General features: G+C 52.2%; 14 protein-coding genes. 8 read left to right on the top strand and 6 right to left on the bottom strand.

Features of this window, described 5'->3' with window-relative positions:
* Nucleotides 1-20: 20 nt before the first annotated feature.
* Entirely contained in the window at nt 21-3,083 is a 3,063-nt protein-coding gene (locus J3D54_RS23350; protein ID WP_253423186.1) for a toll/interleukin-1 receptor domain-containing protein, read from the bottom strand.
* A 574-nt stretch (nt 3,084-3,657) separates the two neighbouring features.
* Between J3D54_RS23350 and J3D54_RS23355 the strand changes: the two genes are divergently transcribed.
* Genes J3D54_RS23355 through J3D54_RS23375 form a run of 5 tightly spaced genes read left to right on the top strand, consistent with a single transcriptional unit; the run spans nt 3,658 to nt 8,021 of the window.
* Complete coding sequence (locus J3D54_RS23355) at nt 3,658-4,827, top strand: carbohydrate kinase family protein (RefSeq protein WP_253423189.1); 1,170 nt, start codon at nt 3,658-3,660, stop codon at nt 4,825-4,827.
* Between the two features lie 57 nt (nt 4,828-4,884).
* Nucleotides 4,885-6,267: a toll/interleukin-1 receptor domain-containing protein gene (locus tag J3D54_RS23360; protein ID WP_253423191.1), complete on the top strand. Its 1,383-nt coding sequence runs from the start codon at nt 4,885-4,887 to the stop codon at nt 6,265-6,267.
* Nucleotides 6,264-6,965, top strand: coding sequence for a DNA lyase (locus J3D54_RS23365; protein ID WP_253423193.1), 702 nt, complete (start codon nt 6,264-6,266; stop codon nt 6,963-6,965). Before J3D54_RS23360 ends, J3D54_RS23365 begins: the two co-directional genes overlap by 4 nt.
* Nucleotides 6,962-7,564 (top strand): 7-cyano-7-deazaguanine synthase, encoded by a 603-nt coding sequence (locus tag J3D54_RS23370; RefSeq protein WP_253423195.1) that lies wholly within the window; start codon nt 6,962-6,964, stop codon nt 7,562-7,564. The genes J3D54_RS23365 and J3D54_RS23370 overlap by 4 nt, the downstream gene beginning before the upstream one ends.
* Complete coding sequence (locus J3D54_RS23375) at nt 7,554-8,021, top strand: TIR domain-containing protein (RefSeq protein WP_253423197.1); 468 nt, start codon at nt 7,554-7,556, stop codon at nt 8,019-8,021. Before J3D54_RS23370 ends, J3D54_RS23375 begins: the two co-directional genes overlap by 11 nt.
* Before the next feature lie 107 nt (nt 8,022-8,128).
* Here the strand turns inward: J3D54_RS23375 and J3D54_RS23380 are convergent, their stop codons facing one another.
* The 5 genes from J3D54_RS23380 to J3D54_RS23400 form a co-directional block, all read right to left on the bottom strand.
* Nucleotides 8,129-8,992 carry a DUF4231 domain-containing protein gene (locus J3D54_RS23380; protein ID WP_253423199.1) on the bottom strand — a complete coding sequence of 288 codons (864 nt, stop codon included), beginning with the start codon at nt 8,990-8,992 and terminating at the stop codon, nt 8,129-8,131.
* A 65-nt stretch (nt 8,993-9,057) separates the two neighbouring features.
* A complete protein-coding gene (locus J3D54_RS23385) occupies nt 9,058-10,311 on the bottom strand; it encodes a DUF4071 domain-containing protein (RefSeq protein ID WP_253423201.1) in 1,254 nt (417 codons plus the stop codon).
* A gap of 115 nt (nt 10,312-10,426) precedes the next feature.
* Nucleotides 10,427-12,385 carry a hypothetical protein gene (locus J3D54_RS23390; protein WP_253423204.1) on the bottom strand — a complete coding sequence of 653 codons (1,959 nt, stop codon included), beginning with the start codon at nt 12,383-12,385 and terminating at the stop codon, nt 10,427-10,429.
* Nucleotides 12,386-12,387: 2 nt separating this feature from the next.
* The gene (locus J3D54_RS23395) at nt 12,388-13,014 is read right to left on the bottom strand and encodes a hypothetical protein (protein ID WP_253423207.1); all 627 of its coding nucleotides are present in this window, start codon (nt 13,012-13,014) and stop codon (nt 12,388-12,390) included.
* Nucleotides 13,011-14,609 (bottom strand): VPA1262 family N-terminal domain-containing protein, encoded by a 1,599-nt coding sequence (locus J3D54_RS23400; RefSeq protein ID WP_367399630.1) that lies wholly within the window; start codon nt 14,607-14,609, stop codon nt 13,011-13,013. The genes J3D54_RS23395 and J3D54_RS23400 overlap by 4 nt, the downstream gene beginning before the upstream one ends.
* Nucleotides 14,610-14,982: 373 nt before the next feature.
* Here J3D54_RS23400 and J3D54_RS23405 point away from each other — a divergent pair, with 373 nt between their 5' ends.
* From J3D54_RS23405 to J3D54_RS23415, 3 genes are all read left to right on the top strand, one after another.
* The gene (locus tag J3D54_RS23405) at nt 14,983-17,997 is read left to right on the top strand and encodes a DEAD/DEAH box helicase (RefSeq protein ID WP_253423210.1); all 3,015 of its coding nucleotides are present in this window, start codon (nt 14,983-14,985) and stop codon (nt 17,995-17,997) included.
* Nucleotides 17,998-18,372: 375 nt separating this feature from the next.
* Complete coding sequence (locus J3D54_RS23410; protein WP_253423214.1) at nt 18,373-19,002, top strand: hypothetical protein; 630 nt, start codon at nt 18,373-18,375, stop codon at nt 19,000-19,002.
* Nucleotides 18,999-19,940 carry an ImmA/IrrE family metallo-endopeptidase gene (locus tag J3D54_RS23415; RefSeq protein WP_253423217.1) on the top strand — a complete coding sequence of 314 codons (942 nt, stop codon included), beginning with the start codon at nt 18,999-19,001 and terminating at the stop codon, nt 19,938-19,940. Before J3D54_RS23410 ends, J3D54_RS23415 begins: the two co-directional genes overlap by 4 nt.
* Nucleotides 19,941-20,515: the final 575 nt, after the last annotated feature.

A 20,515-nucleotide genomic window follows, 5' to 3' on the forward strand; every position in this document is an offset into this window, starting at 1 on the left:
TGGGTAGAGTTATGGAAGGCTCAACGGGTGAGCTGAAAGGGATCAGCTTTTGTCAGGCGCAAGTCATCCAAGCACTCGAGTAAGTTTATGCCGAAGGCGGGCAATCGATAGATGTCCCATTTCTTATCGCCAGTAGCGCTTTCCACCGCCAGCAGTACCTGCTGACCTGAGCCTACGGCGTGAAATTCCCCGTAACCTGGTATCAACGATACTTCGGCCAGGGTCATAGCGTCGTGCAAGGCGACGCCCTCACTCGTTTGCACAAGGATGAGACCTTGCTCGCTGAGGTCGACAATCTGACTGGCGCCAGGACGCAAAGGGGCCTGCTGCAAAAGCGTATTGCCATCGGCAGACATCTGTAACAATCGGTTGTCGCGAGTAGCTACCAGCCAGCCTTGCGTCTGGAAAACCGCAGATTTTATTGCGAGATCCCGAGTCGCCGGGTTAACAATTGGTTGTAGTTGGTGCGCGTTAATGAGCGCCCATCGACCTTTGGTATTGAACACCAACGTGGTGTGGCCATCTGTGGAGAATATGAGACCGGACTGCGACCGGTCTCGAACGCCATACCAAGGGGATTCGCCAGGGTCTACGGCAAAATATGCCGAGCTGCCTTCAATCTCTATAGCGCTTCGGGCTTCAGCCGGCAGGTAGGTCAATAAGTGTCTATCCAGGGAACTGCGAGTCCACACCTCGCCGGTCGAATCGTTGAACAGATGTTCCCCGGCTGGTGCGGGTAATACCTGCAATTGGTCGGACTTTAGATTGATACGTGTCAGCACATCGTACGTCTGACCGTAGATGTCGCCTTTCCAGGGATTATCAAGGATCGGGGTGTGCCACGAAATGCCGTTTTGTCTCAGACTCTGAGCCAACAACCGACTCATTCCGTCATCGGTCGACGGCGAGCGCTCATTGAACGACACACGGCTGAGAACATTGTTAATTGTTGCTTCATTTAACGATGGGCTCAGCTCACGCAAAACCTCACCATTCTGGTTCAGAAGCTGATAAGCCTCACCACTATAGGATCGGACCCAATGCTGATCCGGTGCGATGTCAGTACCAAGACTAATCGTGCGTATGCCATCAGATGAAGCAAATAACATTGAGGTCTTTCCAGAGGCCGTGTATTTCCCTTTCAGCGTCTCTGCAAAGAACCGGCCTTGAGGCCAAACCTTAAGCACCTTTTCGTTGTGAACCGCGTACCCGTCGCCGTTGGGCGTCATGGCAGCATGCGAATAAGGCACCTGAGCGATCCGCTCGAATCCTTCATCGGTGACCTTGACCCACTCACTGTCATTGCCCTGCGAGAGGACCAACTGCCGTGCTTCTGGTATGTAATCGAACCATGTTGCGGCACTGGCATAGGTGCCCACGAGGGTACAACCTTGATTTTCGCGACGATATAACCATAGCAGGGCAGGAGACTCGGTTTGCACCAGCAACTGTTTTGCAGAGATGGGGTCCGCCTGAATCACTTTTCCCGCTGCAATCTGACAATGCCATAAGGGCTTGAGCTTTTCGGTCTCTAGCGTCACCACTGACGTGCCCGCTGCGGAAATGTCGGCAATGCTCAACAAACTGCGACGCGATCCCATGACAAAATTGCGATTCGCATTGATGCTCTGTCGAACTTTCATCTGAGCATCTCGATAGCGCTCGATAGCCTGCCCCTGGTCATTCAGATACACATCACCGGTTTGATCGTCCCAGTCAGCGACGCTACGGCCGCTAATCACTTTCCATTCCCCGGCGGGACGCCGGAAGGCAACGTACTTGGATTCTCGACCGAACTCGACAATCAACTGCCCGCCCACCCAGTAAATTTCGAAGTCTGTTCGTTGATTGTGTGGAATACCCGAAAAGTCACGTACCTGAGTAAGGTCCAGTAAATCCTGAAATTTCCCGCTATCCATATCGAAGGTAAATAGCTGATTTCTGATCAGCAGGTATAACTTGCGACCCTCCGTGTCGGCTTCGGCACTTTGTCCCTGTAGTGCCAGTGGCAGGTCTGAGGTACTCAGTCCTTGCTGAAGAAAATGCTCAATAACTGGCGTCATGTCTATGTAACTCAGCACACTTAAGTCGGCGCTGTTGATCAGTGCTGCACGTGATCCTTCTAAAGAAGCCAACAGCAGTGAGCCCTGCGCAAGACTTTGCAAATCGTCTTTTATCGTCATTGCGCTAATTGGCAAACTGACCCGCTTATTCAGCAGTGTCCGGTAGATGACTGCCAATTGCTCCGATGAGGGCCCCTGCCCCAGCGCTTGGCGCACCTTGATCGAGTCTTGCAAATACTCACTACCGCCGTCGTAATCAAGGCGACGAAAACGCGCGTCGGCAATAGACAGCAGTTCAACCGAATGACGTGCGGCATTGGCCTTCCTGCTTTTTTCTCGCTCATAAAGGCTCCAGACAAGTAACATAACCGCCGTGAAGATCAATGCCGAGATAGCTATCAGCCTCTTTCGCTTACGTTCACGGTCGCGCTGTTTTAACGTGTCAAAACGCAGCTGCAAAATGCTTGATATGATCTTGAGCAATACATCCTGGCGACTATGACCACCGCGTTCACGCATATCGGCGGCGACAGGCTCCTCCCTAAGGCTTGTATCAAGCTCGCCGTCTTCCCCCAATGGATGACACAATGCCGGACAAAAGTAATCTTCACCTGCCGCCGGCACACGATTCCTGCTCTTTGGATAGCTATCGACTATTACGGTAAAAATCCGGTCGGCTCGTCCAGTACGTTTGAAATGCAGAACCTCTTCGTTTACCCATTTAGATGCTGCTGATTCAGGTGAACAAAACACGATCAAAGCATAGGATTCGTCCAGCGCTTGAATGAGTGAATGCCCAAGATTGGGGGAGCTTGAAAGCTCCTTGCTGTCGAGAAACACTGGGGAGAGACGATGTATATTTCCCATTTGCCGCTGAACCATTTCACGAATATCTGTTGGTAGCGTCCAAGCCTCCAGGGCACCATGAAACCATTTTGCTGTCTTGCTATCAGCATGGGAATAGCTGATGAACGCCGAATACTTTCGATCATTGATGGGGTAGCTGCGTACTTCGTCCATGGCTTACTCAGATTGTTATAGCGTCCAGCGGGCACGAAATCCAAACTGAAGTGCCTACTGGTTGTCGCGACATAATTCGATGCAGTGATTTTAATATGGTATTCAGTACTAGGCTATCGTTCATATAGCATATGCCCGAGGTTGCCTCGATATTTGGAAACCGCGACCTTCGTTAGTTTTCAGTCACTTAAATTTATGGTTAGCATCCAATCGTTTCGCGTATTTCTGAGAATGCCCTTACCCTTGCATACGACCAAGCAGAGTGCTTGTGAGAACTCCTTTATCGAACAGCCAGATAACAGCATTTGAAATTATCTTGCATTCGAGGAGCGAAGTCACATGTGACTGGCTGGCGATGCGATAGACTCAAATCCTTTGGATTGCGACGCCATTCGATACGAACCTCAAATCAAGGTGCCCAGCTAAACCATCAAATGAGCCTGCTTGAGCAAATCTTCGGATGGCACCAATATTGATGGCATTTTGTCTTCATCTCGGTAATATCCCTGCGAGGCGCTACGGACGAGATCAAAGTTACTGAATATTCTTTCAGCGAGCGGTTAGGAGGCAGGGAATGCACATTGCTGGTGGTCTTTATCGTGAGCTTTGCGACATACCTTTTTGGGACGCAACCCTTGGCTCCGGGGGACGCGCAGCTGTCGCAATTGCAGGAAAATGCCCGAGTGTTGAACTACACACGTATGCTTCTTCTGCCGATAAGCCGACTTTGGTGGCGCTGCGAAGTCAGGGCATAGAACTCAACATCAGTTTACGGTCATCGCCAATCGCTTTCGCCTATTTCCATTCCCTTTCGGTTCCGCACGTCCAGCCTGTCTATTCCGACATCGAACGACAAGCCTCAATAACCGTTACGGGTGATGCCGTCTTGCGCTTTGGTTTTCTGGAAGGCGATGCGGTTGTGATTGCCAACAAGGCGGTATATGACCCCCAGACCTGGCGAGATCCTGCAGCTTTTACAGCCAATGGATCGAAGGCCAATGAATTGGCGCTGGTCTTGAATGAACTGGAACTGCAGCATGCTTCAGGCATAACGGAGCTTGAGCAGGCAGCAGAACACTTGATACGTGTGCAAGACGCGGCCGTTGTGGTGGTTAAAAGGGGAACACGAGGAGCATCAGTTTACGAACGTTCTGGGCAGGTTTCTCACGTCCCAGCCTATCGCTCCTCGACGGTTTTCAAGATCGGAACAGGAGATGTGTTCAGCGCTTTGTTCGCGCTACATTGGGCAGAGCGAGGGCTTTGTGCAGCGAAGGCAGCTGATTTGGCCTCACGCAGCGTCTCAATGTATTGCGCCACTCGAACCTATGATTTTAACAAGCGCGTGATGCTTGAACTACAGCCGGTATCCTCCTCAGTCGGTGCTGTGATTCACCTGGAGGGTTCTGCGCAATCATTGGGCCAACGGTTCGCACTGGAGGAAGCCAGATACACGTTGGGTCAACTGGGAATGGAGGTTTACTGCCCTGAGCTGGAAGTTGATTCGAGTGTACGAAGCGCCGATGCCTTCTTGGTCATTGATGACGACCTGAGAGAAGACGCACTGTCTCGAATTGCCCTCGCCTACACTAGCGCAATTCCTGTTGTGACGCTGCATGAGCGCATCAGCACTAAGCTTTCTATACCTGAAAGCACCTGGATCACCGACGACTTCACGACGGCTATGTACCTGGCTGCGTGGTCAGCAGGTGACCGACTCGCGGCAGACGAGCGTAGAGAACAATAAAGGCATCCCCTAGCGGGCCATGCAATGGAATGTAATTAGTCGAGGCCTGATCGCCCCATGTCTGACGTGTATATCGTTTACCCAAAAGAAAATCTTGCTACGACTGAAAGACTGCACGAACTCCTCTCTCCACAATGGGAGGTCTGGTGGGATGACAACATCGTCGGCGATTGGCGGCCGGCCATCGAGGAAAACCTCGCAAATACAAAATGCATTGTCGCGCTAATCTCAGCCTTCTCGGGAAAGGCAACAGTGACCGAAGAGCTCAGAATTGGTCAGCAGCACACCCCAAACATTATCGCTTTGTCGTTGGATGGTACAGCAGCGCCCTATCCGTTTGGCAGCGTTACAAGTATCGACTTTCGTACTTGGAAAGGTGAGGCCGATCATCCGGGCTTTCTGCAGTTACAACGAAAAATTGGACGGGTCGCAGCTCCAAGAGCGAAACCAGATCGTCTTCAAGTAACTGCGGCAGGAAGGCTGCCCATCCCTAACGTATTCATGTCCGTTTCGTCACACGAGACACAGTTCGATCCAGCGGATGCCCTGACGGTACTCAAGGTACACAACACCTCCTCAATTCTGGTATCGGCGTACGATCTTGTGAAGTCTCCCGATCGAGAAAACATGATTAAAGAGATCAAGAGCTATCGGGAAAATGGAGGTTTTGTACTCATGGACTCGGGCAACTATGAAGCGACCCGTTTGAATGACGAGGATTGGAAGCCCTCTCACTTCAAACAAGCTTTAGCTGAAGCTCTCCATGACTGGGCATTCATTTTCGACACCAAGCCCAGCAAAGATACACAGGTCGCCATTAGGAAGATCATCAGAGCCGTAAAAAGGGATTCGAAACACTCAACTGTGCCTGTAATCCCGATTGTTCATGTCGAACAGAATGAGCGGGGCCTCGCTCAGTTGCCTGAGATCGTCCGGGGCGTCTCCGAGCAGCTCAATCCACCGGTAATTGCTATTGCGGAAAGGGAATTGGGAGCTGGGATGGCAACACGGGCGAAAACGATGAAGCGAATCAGGGCTGAGCTCAACGAGTTGCCCTACTATCAACCCATCCACCTGCTCGGAACTGGCAACCCTTGGAGCATCGCAGTGCTTGTCGCTGCCGGGGCGGACACATTCGATGGCCTAGAGTGGTGCCGATTTGCAATTGACCCCGCCCACGGACGCCTGCACCACTTTCAGCATTTTGATTTTTTCAAAAATAAGGGGGAGCGTACCCCTTTCCTCGACATGGTGGATGCTGATCATGCAATCAAATACGCGGGAAGAGTCGCGTTTTACAATCTGGAGTACTATGCCGAGTTTGGCCGACTCATGCGCGAAATGATCTCAACAAAAGACGCGGAGCTTTTTGCGACTGGCACCATGCGGGGCATAGGCTTCCAAGAGCTGAGAAAGCTGTTCCCGGAGATTTTCCCATGACCCATTACACACCAGAAGCCCTGTCGAGGGCAGTGGCAGCGGTATGCCCAGACATCCGTTTGCGCATCGATACTGGAACTGTCTCTGATGAGCGACACCTGTGGTGGGAATTGTCATGCTGCATTCTCAGCAGCCAAGTCCCCTACTCTCTAGCGATGGCCGCCGCTGACGCGATCGACAAACACGGCTGCCTGCACCAGGACGGCCAGGATTCTCAAGGATTGGCTTACCGGCTTTTTGACCTACTCAGCGCCCCCTTGGATGTTGAAGGCAAAACACGCCATTACCGATTCCCCAAGGCACGAGCTGGGCACCTGGCCGCAACTTGGACCGCTGTCACCACGGCTGCAGGCTCACTCAACTCACTGATTAGTGGTTTGACCGCAAACGATACGCGCACTTGGCTGGTTGCTCACGCGCCAGGTGTTGGACCAAAGCAGGCCAGTATGTTCTTGCGTAACTGCGGCATAACTTACGACTTGGCGATCCTGGATCGTCACGTGCTCAATTATATGTCCGCCCAAGGTATTTATTCTGGCGGACAAGCGTCGATATCCGGACTGAAACAGTACGGCAGACACGAGAAAACGCTTAGGGATCATGCGCAAGAGTTGGATTGTCCGGTAGGCCTACTTGATTGGGCCATTTGGATTGTCATGCGCGTCGCGAACAGAAAGCAGGAGGCTATTTCAATATGAGCATCGTAACACTCGTTTCCGGAGGCCTGGACTCCACATTAGTTGCCAAACTGGCGCAGGAGGAAGGGCTGCACATTTTTCCGCTTTTTGTCGACTATGGCCAGCGTGCACGCGACCGCGAGCTGGCTGCCTGCCGACTAGCCATGAAAAAACTGGGACTGCCGGAACCTGAGATCGCAGGTCTGTCGGGATTTGGGCAGTTGATACGTTCGGGCCTGACCGATTCAACTCTGCACGTCGTAGATGACGCGTTCACCCCCGGTCGAAACATGCTTTTCCTGCTGACAGCGGCTGCGTACGCCTATCAGAAGAAAGCAGATGCGATTTCGATTGGCCTGTTACATGAAAGCACCAGCTTGTTCCCGGATCAGACATCTCGCTTCCTTAGAGAGGCCGAGCGCATGATATCTCTATGCATGGGAAGAACGATCAAAGTGCTTGCTCCTCTTTCCTCGTTTACCAAACCCGATGTTGTTGCTCTGGCTGTAGAAAAAGGCATTTCCGAAACTTACTCATGCCATAGGGGTGAAAAAGAAGCTTGCGGAAACTGCATTGCCTGTAACGAATTCAAATTTGAGGTGGCCGAAGATGGGCGGTAGCAGCACGGGGGGATGGAGCCGGCTTGGTGATGTCAGATCTTTGGAACAGAAAGCCAAGGCCGCTCTTCAGGAAGGCAAGCGTAACGTCTTTATCAGCTTCGCCACAGAAGACATGAACGACGTCAACCTGTTGAGAGCCCAGGCTAAGAACGAAAACAATGACATTGAGTTCAACGATCATTCTGTGCGTGAGGCTTATGACAGCGAACAGGCGGAGTATATACGGCGCAAAATCGCTGAGCGTATCAATCGCTCGTCAGTCACCGTGGTGTACCTTTCTGATAGCGCTGCAAAAAGTGATTGGGTGCAGTGGGAAGTACAGAAAAGCCTAGATCTGGGCAAGAAAGTGGTAGCGGTTTACAAAGGTCAGAAGTATTCCGGCACAGTACCCAAATGGGTAGCCGAAAACGGCATCAAAACCGTGGCTTGGTCGAAGCTGTCAGACGAACTGAAATAATACCTACAAGTGGATCAAGGTGCGCCCAGCTCAGAAATCAACACCTTGATCCACCCGGGTACAACCTAGCCAAGCCGGTCTAATGTCAGACCAAACTGCGGAAAATTTCAATTGTCTTTACGAGCAACCCACTGGGTGTGTTCACGCGAAAACGCATTCTCGGCATCGCCAACAAACAAAGACAGGCCATCATCAGAGACAAGCTCATCAGCTTGCTCGCGTATGATCCCGATTTCATGGGCCGTTAGCGCGTACGATGCCGACAACTCAGAAAAGCGCTTGGCTTGCATCCAAGTCAGCAGACTGGCGGCAAAGGCGATGAGTATGTCCGTTGGAAAATACTGGTATTGCACATTCGCGATCTTGATTAGGGCGCAAATGAACGCTATCGCATTGATAAAAATCAGGGCAGCAAAAAATCTTTCCGAAGCTTTTTTGTTTAACTTGGCTTTTTTCTCATACCACGCCAACTGATCATTGATTCTGCATTTTATATAATTATCCCGCCTTGCATCGAAAGAACCGGCCCTGAGCTGAACCATTGTTGCCGAAATCTGTTTTTCCGAGATGTGGCTGGTCAGCTTGCCCGCCCCCCCCTGGTTCTGACTTATGACCGCCTTAAGTTTTACAAGGAACAGCTTTTTGGCAACAGGATCCGCCTCATGAAAAGGCTCTGCTCTTGAGACGTAGCGCCATGTCAGTGTTTTGATGGACTCAGCAACGGCGCGTCCTGAGTACCAAAGGCGCTCGGGCCTTACCAGGGCCAGGTAAACCGAACTTGCTGTTGCGCCAGCCAGCAACACCGCCTGGATAACCGCCGCCCCCCAATGCGGGTAATTGATAACTGAAACAGCGGCCGCTGAAACCAAAAAAATCAGGTTCAAGATCAAGGCGGTGAAGAAGCTTGACTGCGCGCCACCGGAAAGGGTGTCAGCAGACTGATATAGTCCTGGAAAATCTGTCTCTTTCATCACTTTCCCTTTATGTAAACCGATCCTAGGTAGCTGCGATCACCAAACGGTATCTAAAGCAAAATTTATTTAACTTCTGGAGCCAGTGCCGACAACCGTTCTGCACGGATTGCCAAGAGTTCATCCTTCCCAAAATAATAGGTATCAACTTCCCACTGAGCGGCTGCTGCTCCCAGGAATTTCTGCTCATAAATGAACCCTGTATCAGGTTCTTCACAGGCGAAGTGGCAGTTGGCCAACGTCGCATACACCCAGCGTTTATCTGGCCTGTCAAAAAAGTCTGGGGACGCTTCAATCGCCGATAGAGATTTCGCAATCGACCGGCGTATTTTTTGGGCGCTCATAAAGTCGTAAACTTTTTCCGCCTGATCAGCATGTTGTTGCGCACGAAATTCGAAGCACAATGCGAAATTCTCGCCATTGTAGTAATCGCGTCTAACTTCAAACCCTCTCCCATACAACCGTATCGCGACGTCCAATGCCGCGCGATCGCGCTGTATAAGCCAGAGCCGCTTGTTGATGGCCCCTGCAATCCCAAGAGTCTCAGGATCGTTTGAAAGCGTGGGTTCAAGGGGCGCAAGTACTGACAGGGCTGCGTGGAGCGCCGCAACTTCGTCGGGCGACTTCGATTTGTAAGTGCTCAGAGCCAGTTTTTGCAAGATGTCGGGCTCTTCGGGCTTCATGTCACGCGCAGCTTGAAAGTGTTCCATGGCGGCGGAGTGGTCACTCTGCCGCATAAATTTTTCTCCCTCATGCATGTGATGGGACAGTTTCTTCTGCGCCGCCTCTGCCTCATCGATCAGTTCCTTGAACTGGTCATCCGACATCCTTGGAGAAACTAGCTTAGGCAGGAAGGTGTAGACAGGGCTGTCGACTGTCGGGGCAGTCATGGCCGCTTCAATGAGATCTCCCAGAGCCTTTGTTGCCCTGATCGCTTCGCGCCCCATGATGTCTTCACCGAAATGCGCGTACCTAAAAGTGCTCACGTGGTTAAGATCAAAATGCAGCTTGCCCTGATCCTCATTCATGATGATCGTAGAATTCGGACGCAATGCATGCCGAACCCCCAACTCATAAACAGCGTTTACGTTGCCTGTTGAGATGTCTGCGATGACCAGGTCTGCACGCAGAAGCATTTCATACATCTGGACATCGATAATGCCCGATTGCTGAATCTCATCCGCTCTCACGCACCGCATGCCCTTGCTAAGAACTGCGGGCTGAATGATCGTCTCATACGTGGCATTAAGATCCAGAGTGCGACCTGTTTCGTAATCCGTTTTTTTACCAAAGCCCATTACTACAAAACATAGCTGCATCTGTGCACTCCCTTGATAAACTCGACATGATGGATGAGCTTAAGCACTAAGTAGCAGGCCCTATGGAATGACGAAGACGGCGATACTTGTGCGTGATCCCGGGGGTTGATCCGTTTTATCCCATGAGTGGTTCGATCGCCTTGATGGCCCGGCCATCCATTGGATACCTATGTTCACGAAGCCCGTGCAACCGCTCGAGCGTATCCAAGCAGGTGCGCAGGTCTACGGAGGCGCCCCGTAGCTCCTCGCGCAACTTGTAAGCATCCAACTCATTGAGCATACATGCGTGCAGGAAGGCCACCAGGTCGCCGGGGTCTGCCTGGAAATAGCCCAGGTAGTCCCGGATGGTCGGCGCCTGGTGCCCAGCGAACACCGCTACGCGATGTGCAGCGGCATAGCTATCGTCCCAGTACACCCGGCGTAGCGCCAGGTGCTGCAATAGCGCCTGCCATTTGTCACGGTTGATGGTGTCGTCCATGTGCAGCGCTTCCATGGCCGCCGCTGCTAGCGCGCCATGTAGACTGGCCATTTCCTCGGCCAGCCGCTCCGGGGATGTTTCAAGGCGGGCGGCGGCTTGGTCGAAGCAGGCCAAACCCATGCAACCTAACAGCAGCAACAAGCGGCTGGCGTCCGCTCGGTCCGAGTAAGTTTTCGTCCCGGCATCCACGGAACCAAACTCGAGTACTTCCCGTAGATCATAAGCACTATCCCAGAGCTGCTGCCACCCCGACGCGAAAGCATCCCTCGACGCCATTGGGAACGCCAGCAGGTTGGCGGACATACCCGGAATGTCATCACCGGGAATATGGAGGTCGGCCCGCTCCAGTAAGCCACGCCCCTCCGGCCCATGCCAGTTCTCCGGAGTGAGCCGCCATTCACTAGCGAACTCCTCGAAGGACGGCGTGTCGATGAACCCGTCATGGGCAAAGGAGGACCGCACGCATCGATAGCACCAGGCTTCCCATGGGGCGGCGTCCTCGGGGGCGGCCTGGATCAGCGGCCACCCACGCATAGCCTTGCCCATCGCTTCTAGCAGGGCATTATCGACGAAGCTATGGGATCGGATATCGCTGAAATCCTTTTCCCTCTGGCGCAGCACCTGCCGCATCAACCAAGTGCTCCAGCGAGCAAACATCGCCGAGGCATCCTCTCGGCAGGCGAGAACATTCACCACCGCGCGGACCAGCTCGGCGACTTGCGCAGTGAGCGCGGCGACCTCGGCTTCATCGGCGTCGTAACGGGGAATTTGCCTGCCGGGCTCAATCAGTTCGTTCCGTGCGTGCACCAGCAACAACGGCAGCAATACTGAACCCGTCCAGCTACCATCTTGGGTGAAAGCCAATGGCGCCGCCCTGGCGCATGCCTCCCACTGGGCGAAGCGTGGGCTGAATGCCCCCATCCCGGCACTCAGCAGGGCTGTATCGACGAGAAAGGGATTCTTCGAGTCGGTAATCAACTGTTGGAAGTCAGCCGGGGCGATTTCACTCAGAAGGCCGAAGATCCGCATCTCCTCCTCATAACTCATGAAGTCGGAGCCCCGTAGCCCACCCCAGAGTTCCTCGAGATGGTATTCGGCATCCTGCCAATGCGCCCAAGCGCCTTCGCGCTCTTCGTTCCTGCGTTTCGACTCTGACTTCAGACCTCCGCTTTCCAACGCCTCGAAAAGGCAAATCGCCAAGTCGACGTAAGCCTTCCGGGCAACGGCGTCCTTCTCGGCACAGGCTGACATCGCCTCTCTCAACCAGTGTTCGATTTGCCAGGAATTACGCGCGATCATTCTGATCTTCAGCCAGGTTGCCAGTTGCGGGTTTCTCCCGAGCGCACGTGCGCAAGCCGCCGTTAGCAGCATATCGGCGTCGAACGGGAGTTCCGTCCGTTCCTGAGCAAGCTCCTGCAACGATTCGATATCCAGCGGCTCTCCCAGCGCAGTGAGATCCTCCGCCAGCGAAGCGATCAGTCCAGGGGCATCTTTGTCGGCTTGTACCATCAGCTCGAAGAAGTCCCCCCGAGTTCTAAAATGGTTGTGGCTTTGAAAGTCTTCAATTTCGGCGTTTCGTTCGCGGATCCATTGCATCGTCATTTTTCCTTGCACTTGTCCCATGCCAGCTCGAAGAACGCGATGGCGCCCGAGTCCACTGCACACCAACCCCGGCTGGCGGCGTTGACGCTGGCGTGGAAGCCGCCGACCGTCGCCCCGAAGTGCCAGAGCTCGTCGTCGACTACGGCGAAGCGATCATGGATGTAATCGAAGTCCTGCCTGAGGCGGGTGTTCACCTGAATGCTGCAGCACTTGGCCCGTCGAGCCTGCCTGGTATTTATTTCTTCCTCCCGCATCTGGAAAAGCTGCAGCATGTCCTCAGGGACCTCGGCATGCATCCGAGTGAGAATTCTGATGTCGCTGGCGACGAGGCCTGCATGCAGCCAATCAAGTATTGTCAGGATGCGCCCATCGGGCTGCACGCTCGTGTCCGGCTTTAGGAAGTACTCATCCACTACCCATATACGGTCCACAGCGCTGCTAACCGCCTTGCTAAAGGCTTCCAAGGGTCTCGGGGCGGGGGAATGTCTGCGCGTATGAATAGTCTCTATATCTCTGGGGAAGTGATGGCTGCCGCCACTCTCGCATCCCCACATGATCTCTGTCTTCAGGGGAGTTCGTGGTGGCTTCACGGGAAGCCTGAGGCCCGAATCGAACTTGCTCATGCCAGCCCTCGCCCCGTGTCTGCCACGGACAAGCTGCTTATAAAGGCATCCAGGCTCGGAGCCTTACAGCCAAGACCTTGCAGCCGGTCGATAACTTCATCCGGGTTGGGCAGCTTGACGATCATTGAGGCTTTTCCACCCAGGCTGTTGAGCGAGTTGCCGACGAACCACACATCGTCGTCCACCACTAGGAAACGATCGTGCAGCCTGGATGCGGAAATCACCCTAATTTCCGGGGACAGTTGCTGGTGCTTGTTAAGGTCGTCGAGACTGCGCTTGAACTCCTCCAGCAAGCCCAGTTTGGTTTCCGTAGGCTTGGGCTTGAATGCAAGCTTCGTCGTCAGCAGGGTTACGCTCACCTCGCTGCCATGGATAGCATAGAGGAACTGCCCCAGTTGTAATGCACCCAGGTAGGGGTCGGCGATCATCACCCTGGAGCGTGCTGCCCGAAGCAGGTCTCGGATAAAGTGCGCCGCCTCGTCTCGCGAGCCTTCGGCGAACCAGCGCTGACCATAATGTTTGGCATCGGCCAGTCTCTCCCTCCTCCTGGTCTCGGCGGCGACGCGCGCCCCCACACCGGGACTCCGGACCTCACCGATAACTGACTTCGATGCCAGTTCCGACCCCATCGCCGCCTGATATTCCATAATGGGAGAGTCAGGAGAAGCGTCCGAAGGGACGCTGACCCTGCGGCTATTACCCGAGGAGGCACGGATGGAGAGGTTCATCTGACGAAGGAACGGAGCCGTAGGCTGATAGGCGAGGACTCCTTCCCGATCATGGGTCACCACGAAACCGTACTCGCCGGTACAGCTCCCCTTCTCCACCTCAAGGATGCCGTCGGCGGGAACCTGATGGGTCTCGAAGCTGGTGAGCAGCCAGGCCTCCTTGTCGAAAGCAGTGACGCGCACTCCCTCCAGGCTCCGGCCAGGGCGCGGAACGATGCGATAGATGATCCGCTCACCTCGCCCATTCTTGGCCGGCACCATGAAATGGTCGATCTGCCGGACCACTGGGTCAGGCGTGATATAGACCGCGCTGCCGAGATACTCCTGATAGTCGTACAGGTCGATGTGCATGCGCCGGGCCACGAACGCCTGGGCGCCGGCATCCTCAAGGAGCACATCCAGGCCCGCGCGATCACCGAAGCGCCGGTGGATGCGCCCGGGCACACTGCCTATGAAGGGCGCGGGTTCGATTGTGCCCTGTCCTGGTCGTGAGAAAAGCTCTTCCCTTATGGGCAGACCGAACACAGGCCAAGGCTGGGCGTCCTCCAATCTTGGCACTCGGATTAGCACGCCATCCAACTTTATTCGGTCTTTCTTTCGGGTAGGCACCGGCGTAGATCTTTCGCCTTCGTCCAGGGACCTATACCAACTTATGGCGTCCTCTCTTGATAGGAGGGTCCTGCGAAAGAACAGCCTATCTTCGCCCCCCTTGAGAGTGAAGGGATCAACGCCTGGCATGCTTGTCGGCACAGGCCTGCCTTGGGCCAATTCGGTGACGGTGGTAAACAGTAGCCTGCCCATCTCTCCTTTTTTCTGCACGATTACCAGCCGAACAACGGCCCACTCCTGACGTTCGTTAGCAGCCATCACACCCCTGCTCCTGTACTTCTATCCATTGGCCAGCTACACGGCAAGCGCAGTATGCACCAGTTCCCCTCGCTCTCCCAAGCAACAGCCTGAGTGATATCTGGGGCCGCTCTACGGACTGGCGGGTCATAAACCTCTGCGCCAGTCGGTCAAGCTTGGCGCCGAAGTGGGAAGCCGTATGTAGCCTCCGTGAGAAGCAGGAATGAGCTCTGGCTTCTACTCTCCGCGCGCTTGCAATCGTGCACTTTACGGTCATTTGGCAACAGGATACTGTTCGTCATGGCATTTTGATACTTATGCAAGCTAACGCGGTGCTTTAGCTGACCCGAGGTATTACGAATACGCACTACCTCGACATGGATGGATGAACGGTATGAACATTCTCGAATATTTGGATTTAGTAAAAGAAAAACTACGAAATTGCCAACTCGGCGCGGTGCGACGTTTCGTGACGTATGCCGAGGAAATCAACGAAACCGATAAGGCCTTCCTAATAAACCTGCCTACCGGTGCGGGAAAAACGGGTGTCATCTCGCTGATATCCCATCTCTCGAACGCAGCCAAGGTCCTTGTTATATGTCACCGCAAAGCTGTAAAGGATCAGCTTTTTCGAGAAGTTTCAAAAAAATTCTTTCGCATTACCATGAATGATGCGGACTTTAATTTGAAGAAAACTTTCAGGGATTTTGATTTCGATCAGGGTGATGGTATCTATATAACCAGCTTCCAGAAATTAACATTTCTCGGAAATGAAGAACTTGGGAGAGTTCAGCAGGATTTCGATTTAATTATCGTTGATGAAGGCCATTCTGAACCATCACCCGTTTGGCGAGAAATAATTCGGCAGTCTACCGCTATGAAGGTAGTGGTTACTGCGACCCCTTATAGGAATGACCTGTTTGAATTGAACGTGAGTACAGACCACTTCTATGTTTTTACATTCAAAGATGCTGTAGCCGATGGGGTAATTTCGGAACCTTTTTATGAGCAGGTTGCCGATGAGGCGAGAATGCTCGCGAAGATTACAGACTACTTAAAGGCCGACGAAAGCGTAAAATGTATCATTAAGTGTAAGAGTCTTGAAGAAATTGAGAGATATCACGATCTGATAGCTCCACATTTTTGCACCGTAAGTGTTCATGAGCGACTGGAAAATAAGGACGAGGAAAATAAATTTAAGCGAGTTGGACGAGCGCTTAAGGTTGAGGGCCTCAGGGTAATCATCCACCAGCATAAACTTGACGAAGGCATAGATATTCCCGAAGCCAAACTGTTGGTCTTGACCTACGAGTTGGGTAGTGGGCGAGAACTGGTTCAGGCTGTCGGCCGGATCGTCCGACGTTATGGGGAAGCGCGTCCCTTGGTGTTGGATCTTAGCCGGGGGGCGAATGAGGGGATGTGGGATGGCTACCAAAAATTTGACTATTATCTCGCCAGTGGAGGAGCGTCAGAGTTCGTAAAGTCTCTCAGTACAAGTTACCTCATTGAGTCCTTCCTCGATAGCTTCCCCAAGTACAGCTATTTCGATGGCAAGTTCAAGGAGCGAGTGGATCTCAACGAGCTAATTCCCGAGGACGACATCAAAATCCCTCATGCCTCGGTGTGCTTCGTGCAAAAGGAGGAAGAGTTCTCCTTGCCCCTACTGATGGATCGCCTCTATTGGGAGCTTCATGGCTCCGGGGCTTTGGTCAAGAGCTATGAAGAGGTCCTCGATCTAAAAGTGATGGTCTACGTGTCGTTTAACAGCTCGAAATTCTTCTCCAACAAGCTGTTCTTTGAGCCAAAGCTCCATGTAATTGTCGTAAAGGAGATGGACTCAGGTGTAGCAATCTTCGATAGCGGCGGTGGGCGATACTACAACCAGGAGCAATATCGGCTTCGTAATGCCATCCATATCGACAAGCTCACTGCATTGGCCGCGAGAACTGCAATTCATCAGGTCAAGGAGACTCACGCCCGAGCCATTGGCCAAGCTGTACGACGTCCTGAGTCTGTGGCGTTGAAGGGGCAGAACCTAGATGGAAGTCGTAGTAATCAGAGCAATTCCAGATACGCCTTAACGATGGTAAAGGTCGACAACATTGGCCTGGACGGCAGGAAAGACAGCAGCTACTACATTGGCGCCAGATCAGGCCGAGTGGTCGATCAGAAGGAATCGAACTTTACGTTGCATGATCTTTCTCAATGGATCGACGTGGTTAGCGAATGCATCGAGGCGGGAGGTAATGCTGGACGGCTGATCAAGTCCTACGCGCAGCCGATAGCCGAAAGGCCTGACTCGCAGATTCTATCTGTATTGCTGGATTTCACTGAACTCGACGGACCAACGCAGATTGGCCTAGGCAAGATCCATGCTGAGTTTCTTTACTTAGATTTCAATGACGGTATCCGCTTCGATGCCCAAGGTGAGCCAGTGGAACTGGCTTTGTCGTACTTGGACGATGTTTCACGTTTCGAAGCCCAGCTCGCTGGTGTCTCTGCCGGAAGGGCTGATCATGAATGGGTAGTAGAGTATCTAAATTTTGGTTCTCGACTGAAAGTTCTGTATGAGGATGGGGTCACCTATCTAGGTGGAACTTTCTACCGATTGGCACTTCCTTATGAGCGAGGCGTTGAGGCCGAACAAAGCTATGCGGGTGCCGCGCTGTTCCCAGTTCCAGAGATGCGGAGCCGCAATCTAAGGGAGAAAGGCCATGTCCGAAAACACAAATACTTCCGGACCACCAACGACAGCTTTGACACGGACTCGATTTTTTACCTGCTCGACCGACTGAAGGGGTACGGAAACTCAGCGACTCCACACGGGGAGTTAGGGCCTTTCGCCAAGTTTATACCGGGGTGTGATCTCGTGCTGTGCTGCGATATGAGTGTAGAACCGGCTGATTTCATCTTGTCATCTCCCGAGAGGCTATGTTTCGTTCATGTCAAGTGTGGTAAAGCCCTCAATCCGAAATCATCGGCGGGCGCTCTCGCTGAGGTGGGCAGCCAAGCGATCAAAAATATTCATATGCTCGTTTCTAATAACAGGAACATAAGGCCTGGAAACTTCAATACTTGGAATGGACGCTGGCCCTCCAACGATGCAACTTATCCGCTCGGGACACGTTATCGGTTATTCGACGGTCAGATTAATCATCCAATAGTGCCAGACGGCTCTCTTTCTGAGCGGGTTTGGGATCTCATTTGCGAGCGAAGAAAATCAATGAGGTGTAAAAAAGAGATCTGGATCGTAAGCGGAAATGCATTTTCTAGTGACCACTTCATCAAGAGTATGGGAAACCCGCTCAAGTCATCGCCTGAGAGTGTTCAGGCCTTTCAGCTAATTGAGGATTGGCTGAGCACTGCGGATGAATTAGATGTGGATTTGAGAATCTTTACTTCGCCCTGAGGAGGCTGAGCTAGAGTAACGGCGCACAGATAACGTCACAAACGTACCACCACGAGGAGTCAGCATGCAGGACAGCTGTTCGATCATCGAGCATCGGCATTGTTGCGTTATGAGCCGCAGCCATGGCATCCGGGATGCCGGTGACATGATGGCAACTTGGGCAATGAGCCAATCGCAGTAATCAATCTATCAAGCCACTTGAACCCACTTGCGCGCTCTTTTGAAGGAATCATATGAGCTCTCTTTCTTATCTGGAAGTCTATGATCTCGCTGTGACGTCATCGGGATGATCATGGATGACCTTTCTGTCGGAATACCCCCGACGCAAATCAGCTACGCTAGAATCACCTATCTAAAATTTTCAGGAGCGAATGCATGGTGAAGACCTACAAGCGGATGCTTCCAGTCCTTTTCACGGTTCTATGCTCACTATCCGCAGCAGCAGAACCTCGCGGAGGATCCGAACCAAATGGTTGCGGATCGGGGTGGAATCGAGCATTCGTGCCTGACTCGATTAAGGGTGTTTGTGAGATGAAAGCGTCATGCGATGCACACGACACCTGTTATTCAAAGTGTGAACAATCATTAGAGGGAGAATGCGAGTACCGAAGGTGTAGGGTTGGCGGAGACATCTATGATACTGCAGCGTGTAGAACCGTTAAATTTGGAAGGCTCCTAGGGGCAGCACAAGTACGCCGTAATGATTGCGATCTAGTACTGCAAAATGACATAGTCAATTCAAATGCGCCGAGAGTATGCGGCGTAGTAGCAATACTTTATCGACGAGCCGTGAACTTCCTTGCTGATGGTGCATTCGTTGGAGCAACTCCCGTATACACTATCGCAGATAAGACCAAGTACAATAAAGCCTTAGAGGATTTCCTAAGTCAAGGTACCGACGAACAGTTCAATAATTTCATAAAATCTGAGCAATCCAAAAAACCAGACATAGATCTCCTCCGCCCCGTGACTTTTGACAAAACTTCCGGATTGATTAATAAATGAACAATAATCGACTTGGGAAATATTTTCTATGGATCTTGATATTCTCCTGTGGATCAACTCAGGCGCTTGAAGGCAACCTAAGCAATATAGCGCCCGAAGAAGAGGAACAAGCTATATCTGACGCGGGACAGAATACCCTAAATGCCCTCATGAAAGAATTCAAACCAGACATCATCAATCTTGCCCCTGAACTCTATATCGACGAACATGTAATAGTCACACCAAACTCAGACTACAATGCATTTGCGGACATTCCAAAAAAGAAAATAATCATACCTTTCTCATTCGTGGAAGAAATATATTTACAAGCGCAAGCGTTATTCCAAATAACCGACGAACACAGAGACTTGGCAGACTTCCAGCGATACTTGCAATATATGGCTCAAGCCTACAACGACAAACTTCATGGAAAATCTCAACCTGTTAAGTCATACTGGTTCTGGGCCAACATAAATCCTCCATGCTGCGACAATGCAGAGCAACAAAAAAAATCGCTCTCACGCATCAGTTCTTTCATGTACGAAAGCTTGGCATTTCCGCTAGCCCATGAAATAGGCCATATCGCTTTTGGCCATAAGGCACCTAACGACATCACCCCTAGCGTATCACGAGAGCAAGAGCTAGAAGCCGATGGCTTTGCATTATATTTATTAGACAAACACAAAATCGATGTAGATCCTTTCTTCCAATCTGGCTTTTTTAGATTTGCCTTAATAGAGGCTAATGGCTCGACTGATCTTAGCGAAAACAGCACGCACCCTTCTGCCGCTTGCAGATATGAAAGACTAGTTCGTCCAATATTCAAGAGAATCTCAAACAGCCCCGAGCAGAAGGAAACCTTCAACCAGAATAGCAAGATGCAATTCAATGAAGCCATCAAATACTTCAAGAAGGTAAGAACCAATTGCGAAAAAAACAACCTTTATGTTCCCGCGTAGCTATCGGGGATGCACAGAAATCAAAAACGCCACTAACTAAGCTCTAACCGAGGAGTTTCTTTAGCTCAAGTTTCCGTAACTGACCATCTCTAAATAAACTTAACGGCGATCGCGGATGCGGACCAGCAGTAATCTCGCCGGGCGGAAACGGCGAAGGTTTGATGGGCCATGCGCGCGCCATTGCTGAGCACGATTCAGCCAAGGATGAGTAGCCCGTCTCTTACGGAAAGCTTGGAAATGAAGGAACTAGGTTCAGGAGCATACCAAAAACGCTGCACACGATGGGAAAGCGATTCCACGCCATCCTGACGATTACGTTGAGTTGCCCCTCGAGATACTGGATGGCGATCTCATGATCGGGCTATTCGGGCAGCTCCACTACGAGCGAGCTGGCTGAAAATGCAGATCAAGGAGTGGGATGAATCGGATGGTCATAATGAGCCTAAAGTACGGATTCGATGTGTAGCCGACTGCCCTGCTGCTTCAGAAGTGCCCTTAGCCTCCAAGAACCCGGGCTCTCCCCCCCTGCAAATGGTAGAGAGAAACTCTGCCAAGGTGCGGCCTAGGCGTTTATG

This window comes from Pseudomonas sp. GGS8 (genome assembly GCF_024168645.1).
In the GTDB taxonomy this organism is placed as follows: Bacteria; Pseudomonadota; Gammaproteobacteria; order Pseudomonadales; family Pseudomonadaceae; genus Aquipseudomonas.